The organism is Erythrobacter sp., assembly GCF_035194505.1.
Taxonomy (GTDB): Bacteria; Pseudomonadota; Alphaproteobacteria; order Sphingomonadales; family Sphingomonadaceae; genus Erythrobacter.
Map to the genome: position 1 here is coordinate 1,126,759 of NZ_CP136573.1, position 21,966 is coordinate 1,148,724.

21 protein-coding genes, 1 tRNA gene and 1 pseudogene are annotated in these 21,966 nt (G+C 62.0%); 4 read left to right on the top strand and 19 right to left on the bottom strand.

Features of this window, described 5'->3' with window-relative positions; genetic code table 11:
* Positions 1–48: 48 nt before the first annotated feature.
* Genes RSE14_RS05620 through RSE14_RS05635 form a run of 4 tightly spaced genes read right to left on the bottom strand, consistent with a single transcriptional unit; the run spans position 49 to position 2,633 of the window.
* Entirely contained in the window at positions 49–828 is a 780-nt protein-coding gene (locus RSE14_RS05620) for a sulfite exporter TauE/SafE family protein (RefSeq protein ID WP_324076833.1), read from the bottom strand.
* A 7-nt stretch (positions 829–835) separates the two neighbouring features.
* Positions 836–1,249, bottom strand: coding sequence for a DUF6691 family protein (locus RSE14_RS05625; RefSeq protein ID WP_324076249.1), 414 nt, complete (start codon positions 1,247–1,249; stop codon positions 836–838).
* Positions 1,246–1,695 carry a YeeE/YedE family protein gene (locus RSE14_RS05630; protein WP_324076835.1) on the bottom strand — a complete coding sequence of 150 codons (450 nt, stop codon included), beginning with the start codon at positions 1,693–1,695 and terminating at the stop codon, positions 1,246–1,248. Before RSE14_RS05630 ends, RSE14_RS05625 begins: the two co-directional genes overlap by 4 nt.
* An 11-nt stretch (positions 1,696–1,706) precedes the next feature.
* The gene (locus tag RSE14_RS05635; protein WP_324076837.1) at positions 1,707–2,633 is read right to left on the bottom strand and encodes an MBL fold metallo-hydrolase; all 927 of its coding nucleotides are present in this window, start codon (positions 2,631–2,633) and stop codon (positions 1,707–1,709) included.
* A 228-nt stretch (positions 2,634–2,861) separates the two neighbouring features.
* Here RSE14_RS05635 and RSE14_RS05640 point away from each other — a divergent pair, with 228 nt between their 5' ends.
* The gene (locus tag RSE14_RS05640) at positions 2,862–4,685 is read left to right on the top strand and encodes a DEAD/DEAH box helicase (RefSeq protein WP_324076250.1); all 1,824 of its coding nucleotides are present in this window, start codon (positions 2,862–2,864) and stop codon (positions 4,683–4,685) included.
* A 7-nt stretch (positions 4,686–4,692) separates the two neighbouring features.
* On the opposite strand, the gene RSE14_RS05645 is transcribed toward RSE14_RS05640, so the two are convergent.
* The 3 genes and pseudogenes from RSE14_RS05645 to RSE14_RS05655 form a co-directional block, all read right to left on the bottom strand.
* Positions 4,693–5,859 (bottom strand): acyl-CoA dehydrogenase family protein, encoded by a 1,167-nt coding sequence (locus RSE14_RS05645; protein ID WP_324076251.1) that lies wholly within the window; start codon positions 5,857–5,859, stop codon positions 4,693–4,695.
* A gap of 102 nt (positions 5,860–5,961) precedes the next feature.
* Positions 5,962–6,534, bottom strand: coding sequence for a DUF3500 domain-containing protein (locus tag RSE14_RS05650; RefSeq protein ID WP_324076252.1), 573 nt, complete (start codon positions 6,532–6,534; stop codon positions 5,962–5,964).
* An 81-nt stretch (positions 6,535–6,615) separates the two neighbouring features.
* Positions 6,616–6,723, bottom strand: a pseudogene (locus tag RSE14_RS05655) (pyruvate, phosphate dikinase); the annotation flags it as partial.
* Positions 6,724–6,807: 84 nt separating this feature from the next.
* On the opposite strand from RSE14_RS05655, the gene RSE14_RS05660 reads away from it, so the two are divergent.
* A protein-coding gene (locus RSE14_RS05660) for an IS3 family transposase (RefSeq protein ID WP_416379361.1) occupies positions 6,808–8,174 on the top strand; the annotation gives its coding sequence in 2 pieces (ribosomal slippage) (positions 6,808–7,158 and positions 7,161–8,174; 1,365 coding nt in all).
* Between the two features lie 447 nt (positions 8,175–8,621).
* On the opposite strand, the gene RSE14_RS05665 is transcribed toward RSE14_RS05660, so the two are convergent.
* On the bottom strand, positions 8,622–9,170 hold the full coding sequence (locus tag RSE14_RS05665; protein WP_324076253.1) for a lipocalin family protein: 549 nt from the start codon (positions 9,168–9,170) through the stop codon (positions 8,622–8,624).
* Between the two features lie 320 nt (positions 9,171–9,490).
* Between RSE14_RS05665 and RSE14_RS05670 the strand changes: the two genes are divergently transcribed.
* Positions 9,491–10,579, top strand: coding sequence for an IS5 family transposase (locus RSE14_RS05670; RefSeq protein WP_324074295.1), 1,089 nt, complete (start codon positions 9,491–9,493; stop codon positions 10,577–10,579).
* Between the two features lie 193 nt (positions 10,580–10,772).
* Here RSE14_RS05670 and RSE14_RS05675 read toward each other — a convergent pair whose 3' ends face one another.
* The 10 genes from RSE14_RS05675 to RSE14_RS05720 form a co-directional block, all read right to left on the bottom strand.
* Positions 10,773–11,681, bottom strand: a complete 909-nt coding sequence (locus RSE14_RS05675) for a lysozyme inhibitor LprI family protein (RefSeq protein ID WP_324076254.1) — start codon at positions 11,679–11,681, stop codon at positions 10,773–10,775.
* A 794-nt stretch (positions 11,682–12,475) separates the two neighbouring features.
* Positions 12,476–12,754 carry a hypothetical protein gene (locus tag RSE14_RS05680; RefSeq protein ID WP_324076255.1) on the bottom strand — a complete coding sequence of 93 codons (279 nt, stop codon included), beginning with the start codon at positions 12,752–12,754 and terminating at the stop codon, positions 12,476–12,478.
* A gap of 18 nt (positions 12,755–12,772) precedes the next feature.
* Positions 12,773–13,588, bottom strand: a complete 816-nt coding sequence (locus RSE14_RS05685) for a heavy metal-binding domain-containing protein (protein WP_324076256.1) — start codon at positions 13,586–13,588, stop codon at positions 12,773–12,775.
* A protein-coding gene (locus RSE14_RS05690; protein ID WP_324072659.1) for an IS630 family transposase occupies positions 13,585–14,531 on the bottom strand; the annotation gives its coding sequence in 2 pieces (ribosomal slippage) (positions 13,585–14,195 and positions 14,195–14,531; 948 coding nt in all). Before RSE14_RS05690 ends, RSE14_RS05685 begins: the two co-directional genes overlap by 4 nt.
* A gap of 374 nt (positions 14,532–14,905) precedes the next feature.
* A complete protein-coding gene (locus tag RSE14_RS05695) occupies positions 14,906–15,205 on the bottom strand; it encodes a DUF4156 domain-containing protein (RefSeq protein WP_324076257.1) in 300 nt (99 codons plus the stop codon).
* Positions 15,206–15,506: 301 nt separating this feature from the next.
* Positions 15,507–15,583: transfer RNA gene (locus RSE14_RS05700), tRNA-Met, on the bottom strand.
* A gap of 91 nt (positions 15,584–15,674) precedes the next feature.
* A complete protein-coding gene (locus RSE14_RS05705; RefSeq protein ID WP_324076258.1) occupies positions 15,675–16,205 on the bottom strand; it encodes a 2'-5' RNA ligase family protein in 531 nt (176 codons plus the stop codon).
* Positions 16,206–16,270: 65 nt separating this feature from the next.
* Entirely contained in the window at positions 16,271–17,248 is a 978-nt protein-coding gene (mltG, locus tag RSE14_RS05710; protein WP_324076259.1) for an endolytic transglycosylase MltG, read from the bottom strand.
* A gap of 4 nt (positions 17,249–17,252) precedes the next feature.
* A complete protein-coding gene (gene fabF / locus RSE14_RS05715) occupies positions 17,253–18,512 on the bottom strand; it encodes a beta-ketoacyl-ACP synthase II (RefSeq protein ID WP_324076260.1) in 1,260 nt (419 codons plus the stop codon).
* Between the two features lie 158 nt (positions 18,513–18,670).
* Positions 18,671–18,907, bottom strand: a complete 237-nt coding sequence (locus tag RSE14_RS05720) for an acyl carrier protein (RefSeq protein WP_017666217.1) — start codon at positions 18,905–18,907, stop codon at positions 18,671–18,673.
* Positions 18,908–19,082: 175 nt separating this feature from the next.
* Between RSE14_RS05720 and RSE14_RS05725 the strand changes: the two genes are divergently transcribed.
* Entirely contained in the window at positions 19,083–20,099 is a 1,017-nt protein-coding gene (locus tag RSE14_RS05725; protein WP_324076261.1) for a histone deacetylase family protein, read from the top strand.
* Here RSE14_RS05725 and aspS read toward each other — a convergent pair.
* Entirely contained in the window at positions 20,096–21,892 is a 1,797-nt protein-coding gene (gene aspS / locus RSE14_RS05730) for an aspartate--tRNA ligase (protein ID WP_324076262.1), read from the bottom strand. The two genes, RSE14_RS05725 and aspS, sit on opposite strands and share 4 nt — an antisense overlap.
* Positions 21,893–21,966: the final 74 nt, after the last annotated feature.

Here is a 21,966-nt window from a genome sequence, read left to right on the forward strand (position 1 = left end):
CAAAGGCTGCATGGGATATACGGTTTGAAGCCGAAAGGGTTGCATCCCTCAGCCCCAGAGCGCCTGCCCGCTCTTGTAGAGCATGTAGAAGGCCACCACGAAGATCAGCAGCGCGAAGATGGTCTTGAGCTGCCCGCCGGCCGAAAGGCGGTGCGATAGCCGCGTACCGGCCAGCCCGCCAGCCACCCCGCCCGCGATGAAAACACCGGCCAGCAGCCAGTCGACCAGTCCCGACACCGCATAATTGCCCGCCGTGGCAAGCCCGAAGGCCGTGACCGCCACCAGACTGGTGCCCACTGCATTGATCATCATCATGTCGGTCGAGGCGATCAGTCCCGGGACGATCAGGAACCCGCCGCCAATTCCGAAGAAGCCGCTGAATGCGCCGGTGCCGAAACCAAAGACCATGAGGCGCGGGGCATTCTCGCGGTTGAGCCGCACATCGGGGTCGCCTTCCGCCTTGCGGCTACGCAGCATCAACCCGCCCACCACCAGCATCAGCAGCGCAAACAGGAACAGCAATTGCTGTCCGTCAAAGCTCTTGCCGAGGGTCGAACCGCCAAGCGCGCCGACCACGCCGAAGGTTGCATACATCAGCCCGCAGCGCCACCGCACATCGCCTGCACGGGCATGTTGGAACAGGCCGGTCGCGGCATTGGCCGCCACCGCCAGTGCGCTGGTGCCGATCGCGACATGGGGGTTCTGCACGCCAACCAGATAGACCATCAGCGGCACCGCAAGGATCGACCCGCCTCCACCGACAAGGCCGAGCGTGAAGCCGACCAGCACGCCCGACAATCCGCCCAACGCAAGGTGGAGCGTGTCGATCACCGGCTCATCCCTCGGTCAGCCGCACTAGCAGCATTCCCGCCAGCATCGCGCTCACGAAGATCGCCGCAGAGCCCGGCGCGATTGCGAGGGCGGCGAACCCCGGCCCCGGGCACAGGCCGGCAATCCCCCAGCCGATCCCGAACAGCGCCGATCCACCGATCAGCCTTGCGGTGATGTCGCGGGTGGCGGGCAGCGCGAAATCCTCGGCAAAGACCGGACGCAGCATCCGCCGTTGCAGCGCCCAGGCGAGCGCCATCACCAGCACCGCTCCGCCCATCACGAAGGCGAGCGTCGGGTCCCATGCGCCCAGCAGATCGAGGAACCCGCGCACCCGCGCCGGATCGGTCATCCCGCCCAGCGCCAGACCGCCGCCGAAGATCGTGCCCGAGGCAAGCGGGACCAGCACCTTGCGGATCATGGCAGCACCTCCAGCCCCAGCGCGTTCATCGCCGCAACAGTGGCAAAGCCCGTCACCATGAAGGTCGCCGTGGCGACCAGCGAGCGCGGGGAGAGGCGGCTCATCCCGCACACCCCGTGGCCGCTGGTGCAGCCGCTGCCGAGCCGCGTGCCGATGCCGACGATCAGCCCAGCCACCACCAAGGTCACCGGTCCGGCAAAGACGGGCGCAGGCATGTCGGTTGCCCGCGTCACGATCAGCGCACCCAGGGGCAGGCCGATCAGGAACGCCCAGGCCCCGCTCACCGGCATGGCGCTCACCGCAAGCCCGAAGGCGCGTCCGGCAATCCCCGAAACCCCGGCAATGCGCCCGGCCCCGATCAGCATCAGCGCCGCTGCAAAACCGATCAACAGCCCGCCGCCCAGCCCCGCCATCGGCGCGGCCTCGGGAAAGCCCGGGAGTGACATTGCGAGCAGGCTCATACCGCGTTCACCGGCAGCTTGAGGTAGACGATGCCATTGTCGTCGGGCGGTGGCAGGTGGCCTGCGCGCATGTTGACCTGCACCGACGGCAGGATCAGGCGCGGCATGTCGAGCGTCGCATCGCGCGCCTCGCGCATGGCGACGAATTCGTCCTCGGTGATGCCGTCATGGGCATGGATATTGCCCGCCCGCTCGGCAGCGACGGTGGTCTCCCACACATATTCGCTGCGGCCCGCAGGCAGATAGTCGTGGCACATGAACAGGCGTGTGGCCGGCGGCAGCGCAAGGATGCGGCGCAGCGAGCGGAACAGCGTGCGCGCGTCCCCGCCGGGGAAGTCGGCGCGTGCCGATCCGTAATCCGGCATGAACATCGTATCGCCCACGAACACCGCCTCGCCCACGACATAGGCGATGCAGGCGGGCGTATGGCCGGGGACGTGCATCACGGTGACCGGCAGGGTGCCGATGGTGAAGGTGTCGCCATCGCTGAACAGCTGATCGAACTGCGAACCATCGGTCGCAAAGCTGCTGCCGGCGTTGAACAGCTTGCCGAACACCTGCTGGACATTGGTGATATGCTCGCCAATCGCGATCTTTCCGCCGAGCTTCTCTTGCAGATAGGGTGCGGCCGAGAAGTGATCGGCGTGGGCATGGGTTTCGAGCAGCCATGCCACCTTCAGATCATGCGCCCTGACGTAAGCGATCACCGCATCGGCCGAGGCGGTTTTCGTGCGGCCGGAGCTCGGATCGAAATCGAGCACCGAATCGATGATCGCCGCTTGCCCGCTCGCAGGATCATGCACAACATAGGTGACGGTGAAGGTCGCCGGATCGAAGAAACCCGCGATTTCAGGTCGCAAGCCTGCATCAGCCACAGCCGCTTCGACCTGTAATTTGGCTGCGGCCAGCACCGCATCCGTCACACTCATGGCGTATCTCCCTCTCTCGGCCGTCGTTCTGGCACCTTCCGGCCCGCGCGCAAATGGTGCCGCTGCATTTTTCGCAAGCGCATTGCGGCGTTTTCGCGTAAGGGCCCGGCTCGTTAACGCGCAGCCCCTGCGGCTCCGCGCCCTTTTGCCGGATGCCCTGCCCCTACAGCCGCGTTCGTCGCGCCGCACACCGCGTGCTGCATTGATCGAGTTCAAACTCCCATGACTTTCCCCGCTCTTCCCGCCCCGCTCGAAGCTGCCCTTGCCGCGCGCGGTTATGCCGCCGCCACGCCTGTTCAGGCCGAGGTGCTGCGCCCCGAGGCCGCCGGACGCGATCTCCTGGTCTCGGCCCAGACCGGTTCGGGCAAGACCGTCGCCTTCGGTCTCGCGATGGCCGCCGAACTGCTCGAAGGCGGCGAGCGCGTGATCCCCTCGCGCACCCCGCGCGCGCTGGTGATCACGCCGACGCGCGAGTTGGCGCTGCAAGTGAGCCGCGAGCTTGAATGGCTCTATGGCACAGCCGGTGCGCGCATCGCGACCTGTGTTGGCGGGATGAACCCCTCGGCCGAGCGCAAGGCGCTGTCCTTTGGCCCGACCATCGTGGTGGGCACCCCGGGCCGTCTGCGTGACCACCTCGAGCGCGGCGCGCTCGACCTGTCGGGTCTGGCCGCGGTGGTGCTCGACGAGGCCGACGAAATGCTCGACATGGGCTTTCGCGAGGAGCTCGAGGCGATCCTCGATGCCACGCCCGAAACCCGCCGCACGCTGCTGTTCTCGGCCACCATGCCGCGCCCGATCGAAGCGCTCGCCCGCCGCTACCAGCACGAGGCGCTGCGCATCGCCACCATCGCCGAAGGGCGCGGGCATGGCGACATCGCCTATCAGGCGGTCACCGTCTCCCCGACCGAAATCGAGAACGCGGTGGTCAACCTGTTGCGCTTCCACGAGGCGGAAACCGCGATCCTGTTCTGCGCCACCCGCGAAAAGGTGCGCCATCTCCATGCGATCCTGCAGGAGCGCGGCTTTGCCGTGGTCGCGCTGTCGGGCGAGCATTCGCAGTCAGAACGCAACCACGCGCTGCAAGCCCTGCGCGATCGCCGCGCGCGCGTTTGCGTCGCGACCGATGTCGCCGCGCGCGGGATCGACCTGCCGTCGCTCAGCCTCGTCGTCCATGTCGAGCTGCCGCGCGATGCCGAAACCTTGCAGCACCGTTCGGGCCGCACGGGTCGCGCCGGGCGCAAGGGGATTGCGGTGCTGATGGTGCCCTTCTCGCGCCGCCGCCGCGTTGAAGGCATGCTGCGTCAGGCGCAGATCAATGCCGAATGGTGCGATGTGCCCGAGCGCGAGGCAATCCTCGAGCGCGACCGCGAGCGTCTGCTCGAAAAGCTGCTCGCACCTGCTGTCATCGACGAGGCTGACCGCGATCTCGCCGCCCGCCTGCTGGCCGAACGCAGCGCGGAAGATATCGCTGCAATGCTGGTCCACGCCCACCGCGCGAGCCTGCCCGAGCCGGAAGAGCTGGTCGCAAACAGCCCGCAGGCCCGCGCCGAAAACCAGGCCGAACGTCACCGCCCCGGTTTCGAGGACACGGTGTGGTTCCGCATGGATATCGGCCGCCGCCACAATGCCGATCCGCGCTGGATTCTGCCGCTGATCTGCCGCCGCGGCCATGTCACCCGTTCGGAAATCGGCGCGATCCGCATCGGCCAGAACGAGACCTATTTCCAGATCCCCCGCACCATCGCAGCGAAGTTCGCCGATGCCGCTGCGCGCACCGGCATGAGCGAGGGCGAGGAGGATTCGCCGGTGATCGAAAAGTCGGACACCGGCCCGCGCGAAGCGGCGCGCAGCAACCGCCACCTACGCCCCTCGCGCAGCAATGATGCCAAGCCCTTCGTCAAGGCCAAGAGCTTTGCACGGAAGCCGAACGGCCCGTCAGGCGCGGCTGCGCCCGGCGGCGGGGCGGCCAAGCCGTGGGGCGGCAAGAAGGGCGGCGGCGCCGGTGGTGGGGGTCGCCCCCACAAGCACAAGCAGCGCCAGCCCTAGGTTTCGCCTATTCGTAAGTGCCGAGCAGGTTGCGCGCGACCACCCAGTTGTGGATCTCGCTCGGCCCGTCATAGATGCGCATCGTGCGCAGCTTATTCGACATGAGATAGAGCGGCAGTTCGCGCGTCATCCCCATGCCGCCGAACAGCTGCATCGCGTGATCGACGATCTCGTAGGCACTTTCGGTGCAGAAGCTCTTGATCATCGAGATCTCCCTGCGGGTGTCGCGGCCCTCGTCGATCTTCCAGGCGCAGTCATAGGTCATCAGGCGCATGGCATGGATCTTGGTCGCGGCGTCCGAAATCCAGTTCTGCACGCTCTGGCGCGCTGACAGGGGCTTGCCGAAAGTCGTGCGCTGCGGCGCATAGTCGATCATCATCTCCAGCGCGCGCTGCGCCATGCCGATCGACCACGAGGCCATCTCGATCCGCCGCGTACCCAGCCGCACCTGCATCGGCGCAAAGCCCTGACCGCGTGTTCCCAGCAGCTTCCAGCCCGGCACCCGGCAATCGTCGAGCGCGATTTCATAGGTCGCGGTGCCGTCGATCATCGGGATCTTGCGGGTGACGTTGAAGCCCGGCGTATCGCGATCGACGAGGAAGGCAGACATGCCGTTCCTGCCATTGGGGTTCTTGTCGGTCACCGCCATGAGGATGGTGAAATCGGCCTCGGCGCCCTTGGTGATCCAGATCTTGCGGCCGTTGATGATCCAGTCATCACCGTCCTGCACCGCGGTGGTCTTCATCCCCTGCGGATCCGCACCCGCGCCGGGTTCGGAAATGCCGATCGCGCTGATCGTCTCGCCGCGCACATAAGGTTCGAGATAGGCGACGCGCTGGCGCTCGTCGGCGGCGACCATCAGCATGCGCAGGTTGGGGCTGTCAGGCGGCAGGTAGTAGGGCACCACGGTCTTGCCCAGTTCCTCGGAGACGCCCACCATCGCCACCATCGGCAGGTTCATGCCGCCCACTTCCTCCGGCGCATCAAGGCCCCACAGCCCCAGCTCGCGGCTGACCGCATCGACCTTGGCGGTCTCCTCGGGCGTCAGATAGGTGCCCTTCCCGATATTCTCGCGCGCCATGACCGCGGCTTCGTAGGGCATCAGCTGGTCTTTCACGAATTTGCCGACCAGCTCTTTCAGCATGGCGTGTTCGTGAGAGAGTTCGAAATTCATGGGTTCTGTATCCTTGCTGGCGGGGCCGTTGCGTGGTGCCCCTGACACCACACAATACGGCCCAAGTCACCCGCAGGTTTGATGGGGGGCAGGGTTTTTTCGCTAGTCCTGATGGGCTTCGGTGTAATGCTGGGCCAGCCAGCCCGCGCCGTAATCATTGGCAGGATCGCGCGCGATCGAGTGGACGTGATTGAAGCCGCCATCGGGCGAGCCTTCGCGCACATAGTCGATGATGATCGACGGCCCCTCGACACGGAACATGTAGCGCGCCCTAGGATCGCCGGTCGGCCCCCACCAGGCGAAGTGGAGTGTGTCCGGCCCGTCCTTGGCAATCGCCGCGCGCTGGCGGGCTGCGGCTTCATCAGACGCATCGCCGAGATATTCGTCGATCACCGCGATCAGCAGCTGGCGCTGCACCGGATCGAGTGCGGAAGCGGCAATGCCCCGGGGCTTGCCCGCGCGGTCCTGCCGGCCCTTGCCCGCGAACACCGCATTGTCGACCGCATCGGCGATCACCGCCTCCTTCATCTGCGCCGGGCTGAGCGCGCCCATCAGCGAAAAGGCGCGGTCCGCCTCGTGCTGGAGGATGCGCCACCCGGCATAGCGCCCCTCGGGCACGGTCTGCGGATTGGCGCCGAGGAACAGCGGGGTGAAAGCGATCTTGCCATCGGCCACAGTGAAGTGTCCGTCGTCAGAACATTCGGCACAACACGGGGCGTAAATTAGCGGAGTGCGGGCCTCGTCCGGGGGTTGATGTTACGCGGCGAGGTTGCGGTGTTGCAAGCGCCGATGTTCGATGGTCTGTCGCTTGATCCTTTCACGCTGTTTGATGATGGCTGGGGCCCTGCCGAAGTAGGCGTCGGTGTCCCCCGTCAGCACCAATGGCACAGATTTGAGGTTGTGATTTAAGGAGGGTTGGGGCTTCGTCGTAGTGACGAAGGAACGAAGATGAAGACCCAATCCTCCTTGAAAAAATCGGCACCCAAAAAGCCCCCCGCTGAGCGGGTTGTGAAGGACATCCGGCGGCAGACCTGTCGTCATTTCTCGGCTGAAGACAAGATCCGGATCGTGCTCGATGGGCTACGCGGTGAAGACAGCATCGCCGAGCTCTGCCGCAAGGAAGGCATCGCCCAGAGCTTGTATTACACCTGGTCGAAGGAGTTCATGGAAGCGGGCAAGCGCCGACTTGCCGGTGATACTGCTCGTGCCGCAACCACCGGCGAAGTGCAGGATCTGCGCCGCGAGGCCCGTGCCCTCAAAGAATGCGTTGCGGACCTGACGCTCGAAAACCGTCTGCTGAAAAAAAGCATGATCGCGGATGGGGAGGGCGAAGAATGAGGTATCCCGCATCCGAGAAGCTTGAGATCATCAGGGTCGTCGAGCAGTCCCACCTGCCCGCCAAGCGGACGCTCGACAAGCTGGGCATCGCCCGTCGGACCTTCTACCGCTGGTATGACCGCTATCTCGAGGGCGGGCCGGAGGCGCTGGAAGATCGACCCTCCGCGCCGAGCCGGGTGTGGAACCGCATCGCGCCTGAGGTGCAGGATCAGATCGTCGGACTCGCGCTGGATTACAGCGAGTTGTCCCCACGCGAACTGGCCGTGCGATTTACCGATGAACGCCAATACTTTGTGTCCGAAGCCACGGTTTACCGCCTGCTGAAAGCACACGACCTAATCACCAGCCCGGCCTATGTCGTGGTGAAAGCGGCTGATGCGTTCCATACCAAGACCACCCGGCCAAACGAGATGTGGCAGACCGATTTTACCTACTTCAAGATCATCGGGTGGGGCTGGATGTATCTCTCCACCGTGCTCGACGACTTCTCGCGCTATATCATCGCCTGGAAGCTGTGCACCAACATGCGGGCCGAGGATGTGACCGACACGCTGGACCTCGCCCTGGCAGCTTCCGGCTGCGACAGCGCCACGGTGCTGCACAAGCCAAGGCTGCTCAGCGATAATGGTCCCAGTTACATCGCGGGAGAACTGGCGGAATACATCGAGGCCAACAAGATGAGCCACGTGCGCGGCGCCCCGATGCACCCGCAAACCCAGGGCAAGATCGAGCGCTGGCACCAGACCCTGAAAAACCGCATCCTGCTGGAGAACTACTTCCTGCCCGGCGACCTCGAGGCCCAGATCGAGGCCTTCGTCGAGCACTATAACCACCAGCGTTATCACGAAGCGCTGTCCAACGTGACACCCGCCGACGCCTACTTCGGCAGGGCCCCAGCCATCATCAAACAGCGTGAAAGGATCAAGCGACAGACCATCGAACATCGGCGCTTGCAACACCGCAACCTCGCCGCGTAACATCAACCCCCGGACGAGGCCCGCACTCCGCTAATTTACGCCCCGTGTTGTGCCGAATGTTCTGACGACGGACAATTGACTGATTACGCAGGCAGCAAGTGAAGCAGATATGATAAACATACGAACGATATTCATGATGCCCCTCTATTTCAGACCCAGCCTAGAGGGGACAACGGGAGAACGCAAAGGCTGACCCAATCCGTCGTATGGCTACCCCAAACCGAACCAAGCGGAAACTTAGCCCCTACAGCGTCCACTCCGCTAGCAAGCTTCAAGGATAGCTCAAGCCAACGTCTTCACGCTGTAACCACCGCCTAAACCCAAATCTGAAGCCAACATACAGCCCCCGGCGAAAAGTCGTGCCACACGACCATTCCGCAACCGGCGAAACACCGCATCCCCATCGTCCCCGCGGAATTCTGCCGAAGCGGCGTGGTAAAGGATCGGCTATTGCATGGTTTCCCGCATCAACGACCAATCATAACCCATTTCTTCGACGCGGCGGCGCAGCATCGTTTTCAGGCGGCCATCAGGCCTTGGATCGCGAGAAAGAATCCAGAGGTAGCGCCCGGATGGTTCGCCCACGATGGACCATTGATAATCGTCAGCGTGATCCAGCACCCAGTAGTCGCCATAGAATGGGCCGAAGAACGACACCTTGAGTTTGGCGCCGGTTACGGTGTCAACGATCTTCGCCTTGCCCGTGGCCGTTTTCACATCCCCATCCACAGCACCTTTGCGGCAGGCGTTGAGCACTCGTATTGTGCCATCGGCGTTGCGTGAATAATCGGCTGACACAGCCTCGCAATCCTTCTGGAAGGAAGCGTCATACCGGTAAAGCTCGTACCAACGCCCCAGATAGCGGTCGATCTCAACCGATTTGCTGGGCTGCGGCACATTGGGGTTGCCAACGGGAGGCTTGGATAGGATCGCGCATCCCGACAAAGCAACAATCGCGCACGTTGTAATGGCTACCTTCACCGCCCTGGGGATCATCAGCTTCGTATCCGTTCCGTTGCTTTTGACACCCTATCACGATCAGTCGTGCCACACGACCATTCCGCAACCGGCGAAACACCGCATCCACCGCTCACCTCTCCGTGAGGCCCCTGTCTCCGCTACCAAGTTGCGAACACCTTTTTCACACCGCTACTCACATTGGCTCAGGGCGGAAAACGAGCTTACTGGGAAATGCAATCTCGCAAGCTATTGTTTTTCTTTGAGGAAGCACTTCCACGCAGTTGGACGCCTCGAAAAACCCTCGCCTTTGAGGCGTTGATCTGATTCACTGCCTTTGCGGATGAGCGGAGGCGAAGATGGTTGGCCAGCCTGGTTTCTTTGATCTGTCGGACCGGTATGCGGCGCTGAGTGCGGCGGGTGATCCGCTGGAGCGGTTGACGGCGGTGGTCGATTTCGAGGTGTTCCGCGGGCCATTGATCGTGGCGCTCAGGCGGAGCGATCTGGGCAAAGGCGGCCGGCCGCCGTTCGATCCGGTGATGATGTTCAAAATCCTGGTGCTTCAGGCGCTCTACTCTCTGTCAGACGAGGCGACCGAGTTCCAGATCAAGGACCGGCTGTCGTTCCAGCGGTTCCTCGGACTGGGGCTCGATGGCCGGGTGCCCGATGCGACCACGGTGTGGCTGTTCCGCGAGCGGCTCGTACAGGCCAAGGCGATCGACAAGCTCTTCGCGCGCTTCGATGCGGCGTTGACCGATCGGGGCTACCTCGCGATGGGCGGGCAGATCATCGATGCGACCGTGGTGCCGGCGCCCAAGCAGCGGAACACCGAGGACGAGAAGGCCGCGATCAAGCAGGGCAAGATCCCGGAGCGCTGGAAGGAGAGGCCTGCCAAGGTCCGTCAGAAGGACCGCGATGCGCGCTGGACGGTCAAGTACTCGAAGGCCAAGGTGAAGGAGGGCGGCGACCCCAAGGGCTTCAAGCCGGTCGATCTTGCCATCCCGATGTTCGGCTACAAAAACCACATCGGCATCGACCGGGCTCACGGGCTGATCCGCACTTGGGATGCCAGTGCGGCCAACGCCCATGACGGGGCACGGCTGCCGGAGCTCATCAGCAAGCAAAACACCGGCTCGGGCGTATGGGCCGACACGGCTTATCGCTCAAAGAAGAACGAGGCGTTCCTCGAGCGGGGAATGTTCAAGAGCAACATCCACCAGCGACGCATGCCGCGTCGGCCGATGCCAGAGCACATCGCCCGAGCCAATGCGAAGCGCTCCGCTGTGCGCTCGGCAGTTGAGCACGTGTTCGCCGGACAGAAGCACCGCATGGGGCTGTTTATCCGCACCATCGGCATCGCCCGCGCAAAGATCAAGATCGGCATGGCGAACCTGGCCTACAACTTCCAGCGCCTCGCCTGGCTCGAGGGGCGAAGTGCGCCCGCATAGCGCGAAAACGAGGTGCCAAGCGGCGCTCCAGCTCAGAAAAACAAGGAAACGAGGCCGAAAGGCACAGCCCTCACGCACCAAAGACCGCGATCAGACCCCTCGCGCCGCCGTCAGGCCGAAAATAGACGTTCTTCGAGGTGTCCAGTTTACTAAGCTTACTCCACTGAGGCAGAGCGATTTGAGGCGGTCGTAATTAGTAACCCTCCTCATACGCTATATAGCCACTCAGCTGGTTAGCCCGATTGTTATTCTCTCGAGCCTGGCAATTCGCCTCTGCAGCCTTCTGTTCGGTCGGTTCGGTCGAATACTGCAAACCTTCGACACGGCACGCCGCGTCTTTCTGCTTAATCCATGCCCTCTGTTGCGCCAAAAGCTGCTTTCGCACATCGGCATCGATCGAGTTCCACACAACTCCGATCGCTTCTTGCGAGGCCTTACGCTGCGCCACAGCCGCCTCAAGTCCAGCATTGAGCATGGCCTGAACAGCCTCTTCTTCCTGCTTGCGGGCGAATTCAGCTTCTTGCTTTTCAACCCTTACTTTGTTCTCGATCCGGTCACGCAGGAGAGAAGCGGCAACCACCTCGCCGAATATCTCGAGCTTGCCATCCGAACCCTCGAACTCGGCGAACACCTTTGCGCCATCATCGGTGGGCTGAACGCTATAGTCGAGCGATCCCTTCAAGTAGTCAGCCCCTTTTTCCAACTCTGCGCCGTCAATCGCATTTGCGATCTTGGGCAGCCCAAGCAATTCGCGAGAGGCGTCCGCAGCCTTGAAGGTTTCGGGCGAAAACACGATCTTGAGCGTGCCCGTGCAGAAACGCTTGGTACTGTCAGGGTCTTCTTTGGTGGTGCGGATATCCTCGAGGATCAACTTAACTTTAGCAATTGACGCCCGAACAGAAGAAGAACTGATAAGATAGTTGCCTTCGGCGTCCTGCGCCCGCTCAAGAGCCACTTTCTCAAGCCCTTCACGTATAGCATTTTCAAGAGCGCCTTTGGAGGCTTCATCTGAACAGCTGGTCTCAGAAAAAGCTGAGCACGACGCCAATGCAATCACCCCAAACGCTAGAGTAATCAAAGATTTAATTCGCACCCCAGCCATCTTCCACGCCCCTGTCAAAAATTTGTCTCTGCTCAACAAGGCAAAGACCCAAGAAACATAGAGACACGAGGCTTACCGCTGTCAACAGCCAAACGCAGCTTCTCGGCCATCATAATCAGTCGTGTCACACGACCATTCTGCAACCGGTCGAGACCGCAGCGACCGGCAAGGCTACATAAAAGGCCACTTATCGTGACTGGTATCGTCACACAGTCTGTCGGCACGATCAGGTGCTTTCATGTCTGGGGGCTGTCGATCGGAAATGCCTACCGGCTTCCTCCGAGGATGTTGAAGCCCTCTCGCACTTTTGAGGTAGCCCTTTCCACTGCAGCATTGTCAGCCCCAGCCTGAACGCACAAATATGCGCTTGCAGAGCGCAAATATTCTAATTTCTCATTATACGAAGTCATAAATTTGTTTATAAAATTGTACTCAGATTCATAAGCTTCAATAGTGCGACGAGAAAGTTCGCATTTTTTATTTAAATAATCATCAGATCCTATCGCGATGCTATCAAATTATTTTTCAGCGGCCTCCCCTTTTGTACCTAATGGAGAGCAAGCTACGCAGTTAAAAGCTATTATGCTTAATAAAATTACGCGATTAATTTTATGACCTCGAATTTTTCAGATTTTTATTTGAATTTTTGCTTATATTTTATATTGTAATAGATGGCATCGGCTCTATAATTTTGCGGGAAGCCTACAAGATACGATAAACTAACTCAACGCCCCTCGTCAGTCGCGTCACACGACCATTCCGCTACCGACCAAACCGAGCGAACGGGCAATGACCTACATTGAGAATGGACGGATTTTATTCCCCGGAATGACCACCGAGTGATCCTTTCCGTTGATAGTATAAGATTGGCTACCGTCGTCGGAAAATGACACGTTGAAGCAGACCTGCATTGAAAATCCGCGATTAATCGATGCTTGTCCGCAGTAAGCGCCATTGTCCTGCCGGACGTAGATCGATCCAACGGTAAGCTGCATACCATTCAGTTTGGAAAAATTGGTGAACTCCAGCGGCGCAGTCACGATGAATGCGGGGATAGTATCGGCGACGATCATTCTCTGACCCCTTGATGCTCAATCAGCAGAAAATTCGCCGCGGAGCCAGCGGTCCAACTCCTTGATCCTAGCGTATGCCGCCTCAATTTTTTGAGCCTTGGCGAACTCCGCATCGTCCAGAATCTCATTGAGATTTGAGATCAAAACAGCTGTTCCCTGCATGTTGACCGTCGCAGCATTGTTGTTGGTCACGCCATAGTCGATATCGACGCCGATCACGCAGTTTGCACCCATCGCAACGGCCTTGTTCGCAATGATTGCCCTGACAGTGGCCTCGCCGCTGTTCACCTTAAGCGCCATGCCCGAGGTAGTGTTCGTCATCCCGAACATGTCGGAGAACCCTTGGCTCAACTCGCTAAACAAGCCGGTACCGACTGTGGCATTGGCGGTTACCATGGCCTTGATACGGCACTGCGCACCGGGTGGCACTTGGCTGATCGTCATCATCGGAAAATCGACGATGTTCGCCTTGATGTAGCCCATGCAGTTTTCCTGCTCGGCCTTAAACTTGGCCGTTTGGTCGGCTTCCTCGCCTATGGCTCGGAACCGCTGCACTTCCGCCGCTTTCGCGTTCAATGTGCTTTCCAAGCGTTCGGAAAAATTTCCAATCAGCTGGTTGTAGCGGTTAACGACACCGGTCATCGCTGAAAAATCAGCTCCCGATCCGATTATGTTATCGATCTGCGTCTTAGCGTATCCGCACTCTTGTGTTTCGGGACTATGTTCGATCACATCGAGGTAAGCAGACAGCGCACCTTCAAAGTCCTTCTTTTTGTAATGAAGGTCATAGGCATGTTTGTAGGTCTGCTCTGCATTAGAGCGGTTTCCATTCATTCCGGCTCATATCCGCAAGATTTGAAGTAATTGGCGCATTCGGCAGGCTGGAAGATGTCGACGAGCCGGCCGATCAAGTCCCACAACCCGCTGACGGTTCGCTCACCCGCCTTGCGGAGCATGGCTTTGAGCCGGGAGAATGCCTTCTCGATAGGGTTGAAGTCCGGGCTGTATGGCGGGAGGAAGCGCAGCGTTGCACCGGCCGCTTCGATCCTTTCCTTCACTGCCGCCCGTTTGTGGCTCGAGAGGTTGTCCATGATGACCACGTCACCGGGTTGCAACTCGGGCACCAGAACCTGCGCCACATAGGCTTCGAACCAGTCGCCGTTGATCGGCCCGTCCAGCACCATCGGCGCGACCATGCCGGTCATTCGCAGTCCCGCGACCAGCGTGGTGGTCTTGCGGTGGCCGTGCGGGAAGCCCATCCGCAGCCGCTCGCCCTTCGGGCAGCGGCCATGGCTGCGGGTCATGTTGGTGGCGGTCCACGTCTCGTCGATGAAGACGAGGCGTTCGGGTTCGAGATCGATCTGGCCGTCGAACCAATGCTGCCGTTGCCTCAGGACGTCGGGACGGTCCTGCTCGATCGCGTGGCCGGTCTTTTTTTGCGCGTGATCCCGTGACGCACGAAGAAGCGATGCACCGTGCCGATACCGACCAGGGCCCCACGCTCGATCAGCCGCGCCTGAACCTCGACCAGGGTCATGTCGCCTTGCTCGGCGATCAGCTCCCGAATGAAGCCGCCGTGCGCTTCGATCTTGCCTGAATGCCGGTCACCGCCGCGCGGCTTGGCAACGGCCCGGCCATGCTCAAGCGCTCTTCGCCGCCAGCGGATCGCGCTCGACACGCTGACCCCAAAGCGCGCCGCCGCCGCGTGGCAGCTCAGGCCGCCATCAATCGCTGCAACGACCCTGTCCCGAAGATCCTGTGAAAGCGTTCGTGCCATCCGTGCTGGCCTCCTGCCACCAGCAGGAAGTCTGAATCACAACGGCGCCGCGAAGGGAATCCCTGACGAATCAGATCGTGTGGAAACCGCTCTAACCTGCATTTGGCATTTCTCCACAATTCACGAACCACCTACGCCACATTGAGCTGCGTGTCGGAGAACGAAATTGCATCAGGGTATAAAACTATTCAATGGGCGCAATCATTCTCGTCACACGACCCTTCGCCACAAACCCAAACCGCGCCGCGCGGAAATCGAGCCCACATAGCGCCCAGAACGCTGGCCAGCTTCAAGGGCAGTTCAGCCTAGCGCCTTCACATTGCAACCACTGCCAAAACGCAGATTTGCGCCCCATTCAGAACGGTCGTGTTGCACTAGCAGCGGTAAGCCATCAGGGTAACAATCAGCTCTTTATTAGCGGAGGAAATACCTTTAAAAATAACAGTGTTTGCACCTCCTTGCGAGGCCTTAGTCAAAGCTTCATCTAACGCCTTTCGCGCAGCTTTATCCATGCTCTTCGAAACAAAACTGTCAGCTTCATAAGCTAACCCAAGAAATTCACACGATGAGACTTTTTGCTCACTGACCATTTTTACTGATGATGGAGCTGGATAAAATTCCGCATTTGCCGGAGCTGCGATGCAAAACGCAAAAGCAACAAAAATTCTGAACATTTAAAAATCTCCCAGTTCAATTAAGGCCCTAGGCTTGAGGTAAGCTTTGTTCAACTAGCAGAACGCTTATCAGCTTCAAGGATAGCTCAATCGAGTGCCTTTACGCTGTAGAAGGGGCAGTAGCGCAAATTTCGAGCAAGCCTGCAGCACAGGGCAAACAGTCGTGCCACACGACCATTTCGTGACCAGCGAGAACACCGCATCTGCGCCGTCTCCGCACAATTCAAAACCGTGCGATAAACCGTACACATGGTTGTACACAGCACCGCAGGGGTTAACTCAAAGATAGAATTGGGAAATATGGTAGCGGAGGAGGGACTCGAACCCCCGACACGCGGATTATGATTCCGCTGCTCTAACCGGCTGAGCTACTCCGCCCCATGGGGCATCCGGCGGCGATTTGCGGCCGGATTCGCTTGCGGGTGTCGCCCCAAGCGAGGCGCGCATCTAGGGCGCAGGCGGGGCCGGGTCAAGCCCTCTCGCGCCCGCGGAATGCGCAAGTCTTGACCCGCTCCCACGGCCCGCCGCGATAGTGCCACAGCTCGAGCGCAGGAAAGGGAAAGCGGCCCTTCGCCGCCCATGGTGCCAGCAGCGGCACCAGCCGCGCCTGAAGGCTGCGCGCGTCGTCCTTGGTCACCTTGTTCTGGATAGTGATGTGGGGGCGCGGCTCGTGCAGGTCCTGCGCGGTGAGGCTCCCGTGGAAATGCTCGGCGATCAGGGCGCGAAGGGCGAGCAGACCGGGCGCTTCAAGCGCAATCGCGGTGCCCCGCCCTAGGTCCATCACGCCAGAAACGGCTCCCTCTGGCGCGGCGAATTCGGCGGCAATGCGCGGGATGAAGTCCTTCAATTCTTCCAGCAGTGAAGGCGCGAAGGCGTGGAACAGCGTGACATGGGCGTGGAGGTAATTGCGCTCGGGCGGATAATGCGCGCGCCGCAGCCCTTCGGCAAAGCCCGCCAGATCGGGCGGCAGGGCGGCGGTGAGGATGAAGGGCTGAGGCATTTGCTTGTGGTCGCGCGGCCGAACCGCAAAACCGGTTCCCACTTTTGCTGGCCGCGCTCCGCCTCCTACATTTCCCCCCGCTCGCGGCGGATTGCATACCACTTGGCGACGTTGGCGTTGTGCTCTTCAAGGGTGCTGGCAAACCAATGCCCGCCGGTTCCGTCCGCCACCATGAACAGCGCACCCGTGTTCTCGGGGTTCATCACCGCCGCGATGCTGTCGCGCCCGGGATTGGTGATCGGGCCTTCGGGCAGGCCGACGCGGGTGTAGGTGTTGTAGCCGTTGACCGCGGCAATCTCGGACTGGCGGATGCGGCGGCCCAAAGGCTTGCCCTTGGTGACGGGGTAGATGATCGTCGGATCGGCCTGCAGTTTCATTCCCGTGCGCACGCGGTTGGAATAGAGCCCGGCGACCATGCGGCGCTCCTCGGGCTTGCCGGTTTCCTTCTCGACAATCGCTGCGAGGATCAGCGCATCGCGCATCGTATCCACCGCGATGCGGGGGCTGCGCTTGGCCCATTCCTCGGCCAGGGCATTGTCCATCGCGCTCTGCATCTGCTGGACCAGCGACGCGCGCGACTGCCCGCGCTCGAAGGCGTAGGTATCGGGCAGGATCGAGCCTTCGGGCGGCACCGGCACATCGCCGGTCAGCAGCGGCTCGGCCATCAGGCGTTCCCACACGAGGATCGAGGGCATGCCTTCGGGGATGGTGACGAAGCGGCGGATCACATCGCCCGACTGGAAGGCGGCGAGGATCTCGCCCTGGCTCATGCCGGGGGTGAGCAGGAACTCGCCCGCCTGGATCGGCGCGTCCGAGCCGAAGATGCGCGCCTGCAGCACGAAGCCCGCGGCCGAGGAAATCAGCCCCTCGGCCTCCAGCTTGTCCGCCACGGAAGAGACCGAGGCGCCCGCGGGGATGGTGAAGCTCGTCTCCTTGGCGATGGTCGACGAGCCCGTCAGCACCCATGCGAAAGCAAGGCCGGCGAGCGCCAGCGCCACCAGCCCCAGCCACAGTCCTTTCCCAATCAGCCGCGTTCGGCTCACCGGATCAGTCGACCTTCTGCATGATGATCGAGGCGTTGGTGCCGCCGAAGCCGAAGGAATTGTTCAGCACCGCGCGCACTTCGCGCTTCTTCGCCACCAGCGGCACAAGGTCGATGCCTTCGGTGCCCTCGTCCGGATCATGCAGGTTCAGCGTCGGCGGCACGATCCCGTCGCGCATCGCGAGGATGCAGAAGATCGCTTCCACCGCGCCCGCGCCGCCCAGCAGGTGGCCGATAGCAGACTTGGTCGAGGACATCGACGCGCCGCCCAGATCGTCACCCAGCACGCGCTTGATCGCGGCGAGTTCGATGGTGTCGGCCATGGTCGAGGTGCCGTGGGCGTTGATGTAGTCGATATCGCCCGGGCCGAGGCCGGCCTTCTTCAGCGCCATGCGCATGGCGAGTTCCGCGCCGCGGCCCTCGGGATGCGGGGCGGTGACGTGATAGGCATCGCCCGACAGGCCATAGCCGGTGACTTCGGCATAGATCTTCGCGCCGCGCGCCTTGGCCCGCTCATATTCCTCGAGCACCACCACGCCCGCGCCTTCGCCCATGACGAAGCCGTCACGATTGCGGTCATAGGGGCGGCTGGCCTCGGTCGGGCGGTCATTCATGCTCATGTTGAGCGCGCGCGCCTGAGCGAAACCGGCAATACCGAGCGGGTTGATGGTGCTTTCCGCCCCGCCCGCCAGCATGATGTCGGCATCGTCCATCGCGATCATCCGCGCGGCATCGCCGATCGAGTGCGCGCCGGTGGAGCAGGCGGTGACGACGGCGTGGTTCGGCCCCATGAAGCCGTACTTGATCTGCACCTGACCGGTGATGAGGTTGATCAAGCGCCCGTGGACGAAGTGCGGCGAGACACGCGAAGGGCCGCGCTCGTGGAGATTGACGCTCTCGAGCTCGATCCCAGGAAGGCCGCCGATGCCCGAACCGATCGAGCAGCCGGTGCGCTCCTTTTCGGCATCGGTCATGTCGGTGAGGCCGGCATCTTCGAGCGCCTGGCCTGCGGCATCAATGCCATAGACGATGAAGGGATCGACCTGCCGCTGGACCTTGTGATCGACGCGCTTGTCGGCGTCGAAGCCCCAGGGGTGATCCTTGCCCTTCACTTCGCAGGCGATGGTGCACTTCTGGTCCGAGGTATCGAAGCGGGTGATCTGCCCCGCTCCGCTCTCGCCCGCGATCAGGTTTGCCCACGTCGTCTCGACATCGCCCCCGAGCGGGGTGACAAGACCGAGGCCGGTTACAACCACACGGCGCATTCAGGTTCTCCAAAACGCAAGACAGGCTCAACCCCGTTCGGGCTGAGCCTGCCAAGACCCCGTATGGCGCTTCACCGGAAGGGCTGAGGAGGAGGACAGCAGAACCTGCAATCCTCCCACCATCCCCGCGATCCGCAGCCAACGGGTGGGTCGGGCTATCAGCCCTTGTGCTCTTCGATGTACTTGGTCGCGTCACCAACGGTGGTGATCTTCTCGGCCGCATCGTCGGGGATTTCGACGCCGAATTCCTCTTCGAAAGCCATCACCAGTTCGACGATGTCGAGGCTGTCAGCGCCCAGATCGTCGATGAAGCTGGCATCCTGGGTGACCTTGTCGGCCTCGACGCCGAGATGCTCGACGACAATCTTCGCCACCCGATCGGCAGTATCGCTCATGATATTCCCTCGTTGAAATGGGGTTAGGTAAATCTCGTGCCCGCCCTAATGAACGCTGCGGGCAAGCGCAAGTGGGCATGACAATCCGTGCCGAAGCTCTCCGCAATCATGCGCAAGCGCTGCCTCCATGCGCTCTTGCCAGCGGATAGGCCGGCGTGCCACGGCCTCAGCCATCATGCTGACCTTCTGTTCGCCTTCACAAGCCGCCCATGCGCCGGCCCTCGAACTCGTCAACGGCAAGGCCGAGGACCACGCCGAAACCCCGGCGCGGCTTGGGAATATGCTGGGAGCGATGGGAACGGTGCGCGCGCCCGATGACCACGGGCTTGCGGCGATCCAGGCTGTCCACAGCCCCGAATACATCGCCTTCCTGCAAGCCGCGCATGGCGAGTGGCTGGCGGCCGGGCGCGCGGGCGATGCGATACCCTATGCCTTTCCGGTGCGTGGACGGCGACCGCTCGATCTGACGCGGATTGACGGGAAGCTCGGCCTGTTCGGCTTCGACACCGTCACCCCGATTGCGGCAGGCACGTGGGAGGCAGCCTATGGCGCGGCGCAATCGGCCTTGAGCGCGCTGGCGGCGATGGCTAGCGGAGAGGCACGCCATGCCTTCGCCCTTTGCCGCCCGCCGGGGCATCATGCCGGAGCCGACTATTTCGGCGGCTATTGCTACCTCAACAACGCCGCCATCGCTGCGCGCGCAGCGGCGGCGCAAGGCCTCGGGCCGGTCGCGGTGCTCGATGTCGATTACCACCACGGCAATGGCACGCAGGACATCTTCTACGCCGACGGGAGTGTCTTCTTCGCCTCGATCCATGCCGATCCGCGCACCGATTTCCCCTATTTCTGGGGCCATGCCGAGGAGTGTGGTGAAGGCGCAGGCGAAGGCACGACCTTCAACCAGCCCTTGCCGAGGGGCACTGGCTGGGGGACTTACGAAGGCGCGCTTGGCAGGGCGGTCGATGCCATCGCCGCTTTCGGCGCGAAGACGCTGATCGTCAGCTACGGCGCGGACACCTTTGCCGAAGACCCCATATCGCAATTCGCCCTGACGACGGACGACATGCATGCCATGGGCACGAGCATCGCGAGCCTCGGCCTGCCGACGCTGACGGTGATGGAGGGCGGCTACAACGTCGCGGAGCTGGGCCGCAACGTTGCTGCCTTCATCGCTGGCCTTGAAAGGGCTTAGGCCCCGCCAACCGGCTTCACCGGCGGTTCCACCACGCGCAAGCTGAGTTCGCGCATCTGGCGCGGTTCGGGCAGGCTGGGGGCGCCCATCAGCAGATCCTCGGCGCGCTGGTTCATCGGGAACAGCGTGATTTCGCGCAGGTTCTTGGCCCCGCACAGCAGCATCACGATCCGGTCCACGCCCGCAGCCATGCCCCCGTGCGGCGGCGCGCCGTACTGGAACGCGCGGTACATGCCGCCGAAACGCTCCTCCACATCAGCCTGCGTGAGGCCGGTGATCTCGAACGCCTTGACCATGGTTTCGGGCTTGTGGTTGCGGATCGAGCCGCTGGCGATTTCATAGCCGTTGCAGACCAGATCGTACTGGTAGGCCTTGATCGTCAGCGGATCCTGCCCGTTCAGCGCGTCGATCCCGCCCTGCGGCATCGAGAAGGGGTTGTGGCTGAAGTCGACCTTCTTTTCCTCTTCGCTCCACTCGTAGAACGGGAAGTCGACGATCCAGCACAGGGCAAAGGTGCTCTCGTCGATGAGGCCCAGCTCTTCGCCCACGCGGATACGGGCAGCGCCCGCCAGCTTGGCCGCGTCCGCCGCCTTGCCAGCCGCAAAGAACAGGCCGTCATTCTCGCCAAGGCCAAGCTCGGCATAGAGCGCGGCCATGCCTTCGGTGCCGTGGTTCTTGGCAATCGGCCCGCCGAATTCCCCGCCCTTGCGGGTAACATAGCCAAGGCCCGCATAGCCTTCCTTGCGCGCCCAGTCGTTCATGTCGTCGAAGAACTTGCGGCTCTTCTCGTGGGTCGCAGGCGCGGGGATCGCGCGGACCACGCCGCCCGAACCGACGATCTTCTCGAACAGGCCGAAACCCGACTGGGTGAAGTGGTGCGAGACATCGCTGATGAGCAGCGGGTTGCGCAGATCGGGCTTGTCGCTGCCATACTTGAGGATCGCCTCATCGTAGGGAATGCGCGGGAATTCGCCTGCCGGGGTCACGCTCTTTTCGCCCGCGAAGGCGGCGAAGGTGCCCTGGATCACCGGCTCCATCGTCTCCCACACCTCTTCCTGGGTGACGAAGCTCATTTCGAGGTCGAGCTGGTAAAACTCGCCCGGCAGGCGGTCTGCGCGCGGGTCTTCATCGCGGAAGCACGGGGCGATCTGGAAATAGCGATCGAAGCCCGCAACCATCAGCAGCTGCTTGTACTGCTGCGGCGCCTGCGGCAGCGCGTAGAACTTGCCGGCGTGGATGCGGCTCGGCACGAGGAAGTCGCGCGCGCCCTCGGGCGAAGAGGCGGTGAGGATCGGGGTCGAGAACTCGTTGAAGCCCACCGCTGCCATGCGCGTGCGCATGTCGGCAATCACCGCCACGCGGGTCATGATGTTCTTGTGCAGCGTCTCGCGCCGCAGATCGAGGAAGCGGTACTTGAGGCGGATATCCTCCGGATAGGGCTGCTCGTCGGCGACCGGCATGGGCAGCTCTTCGGCCGCGCTCTGCACGGTGACGCTGCGCGCAAACACCTCGATGCTGCCAGTGGCAAGGTTGGCATTGACCGTCTCGGCCACGCGCGCTTTCACTTCGCCTTCGATGGTGATGACGCTTTCGACGCGCAGGCCTTCGAGCACCGGCAGGGTCGCGCTGTCGCTGTCGGCCACGATCTGGGTGATGCCGTAGTGATCGCGCAGGTCGATGAACAGCACGCCGCCGTGATCGCGCTTGCGATGGATCCAGCCCGACAGGCGGACGGTCTCGCCGACATTGGCGGAAGAAAGCTGTGCGCAAGTATGCGTGCGGTAGGGGTGCATCTAAACTCTTGTCCTGTTCGCGGCTATGACGCTAGGGCGCGCGGGCGCAGATGGAGCTTTGCTCCGATGTTGGC

Bases quoted from the DNA above. Each gene is read 5' to 3' on its own strand.
- RSE14_RS05625 (WP_324076249.1), bottom strand. From the start codon at position 1,249: ATGATCCGCAAGGTGCTGGTCCCGCTTGCCTCGGGCACGATCTTCGGC.
- RSE14_RS05630 (WP_324076835.1), bottom strand. From the start codon at position 1,695: ATGTCACTCCCGGGCTTTCCCGAGGCCGCGCCGATGGCGGGGCTGGGC.
- RSE14_RS05640 (WP_324076250.1), top strand. From the start codon at position 2,862: ATGACTTTCCCCGCTCTTCCCGCCCCGCTCGAAGCTGCCCTTGCCGCG.
- RSE14_RS05645 (WP_324076251.1), bottom strand. From the start codon at position 5,859: ATGAATTTCGAACTCTCTCACGAACACGCCATGCTGAAAGAGCTGGTC.
- RSE14_RS05665 (WP_324076253.1), bottom strand. From the start codon at position 9,170: ATGATCCCCAGGGCGGTGAAGGTAGCCATTACAACGTGCGCGATTGTT.
- RSE14_RS05670 (WP_324074295.1), top strand. From the start codon at position 9,491: ATGGTTGGCCAGCCTGGTTTCTTTGATCTGTCGGACCGGTATGCGGCG.
- RSE14_RS05675 (WP_324076254.1), bottom strand. From the start codon at position 11,681: ATGGCTGGGGTGCGAATTAAATCTTTGATTACTCTAGCGTTTGGGGTG.
- RSE14_RS05680 (WP_324076255.1), bottom strand. From the start codon at position 12,754: ATGATCGTCGCCGATACTATCCCCGCATTCATCGTGACTGCGCCGCTG.
- RSE14_RS05685 (WP_324076256.1), bottom strand. From the start codon at position 13,588: ATGAATGGAAACCGCTCTAATGCAGAGCAGACCTACAAACATGCCTAT.
- RSE14_RS05695 (WP_324076257.1), bottom strand. From the start codon at position 15,205: ATGTTCAGAATTTTTGTTGCTTTTGCGTTTTGCATCGCAGCTCCGGCA.
- RSE14_RS05705 (WP_324076258.1), bottom strand. From the start codon at position 16,205: ATGCCTCAGCCCTTCATCCTCACCGCCGCCCTGCCGCCCGATCTGGCG.
- fabF (WP_324076260.1), bottom strand. From the start codon at position 18,512: ATGCGCCGTGTGGTTGTAACCGGCCTCGGTCTTGTCACCCCGCTCGGG.
- RSE14_RS05720 (WP_017666217.1), bottom strand. From the start codon at position 18,907: ATGAGCGATACTGCCGATCGGGTGGCGAAGATTGTCGTCGAGCATCTC.
- RSE14_RS05725 (WP_324076261.1), top strand. From the start codon at position 19,083: ATGCTGACCTTCTGTTCGCCTTCACAAGCCGCCCATGCGCCGGCCCTC.
- aspS (WP_324076262.1), bottom strand. From the start codon at position 21,892: ATGCACCCCTACCGCACGCATACTTGCGCACAGCTTTCTTCCGCCAAT.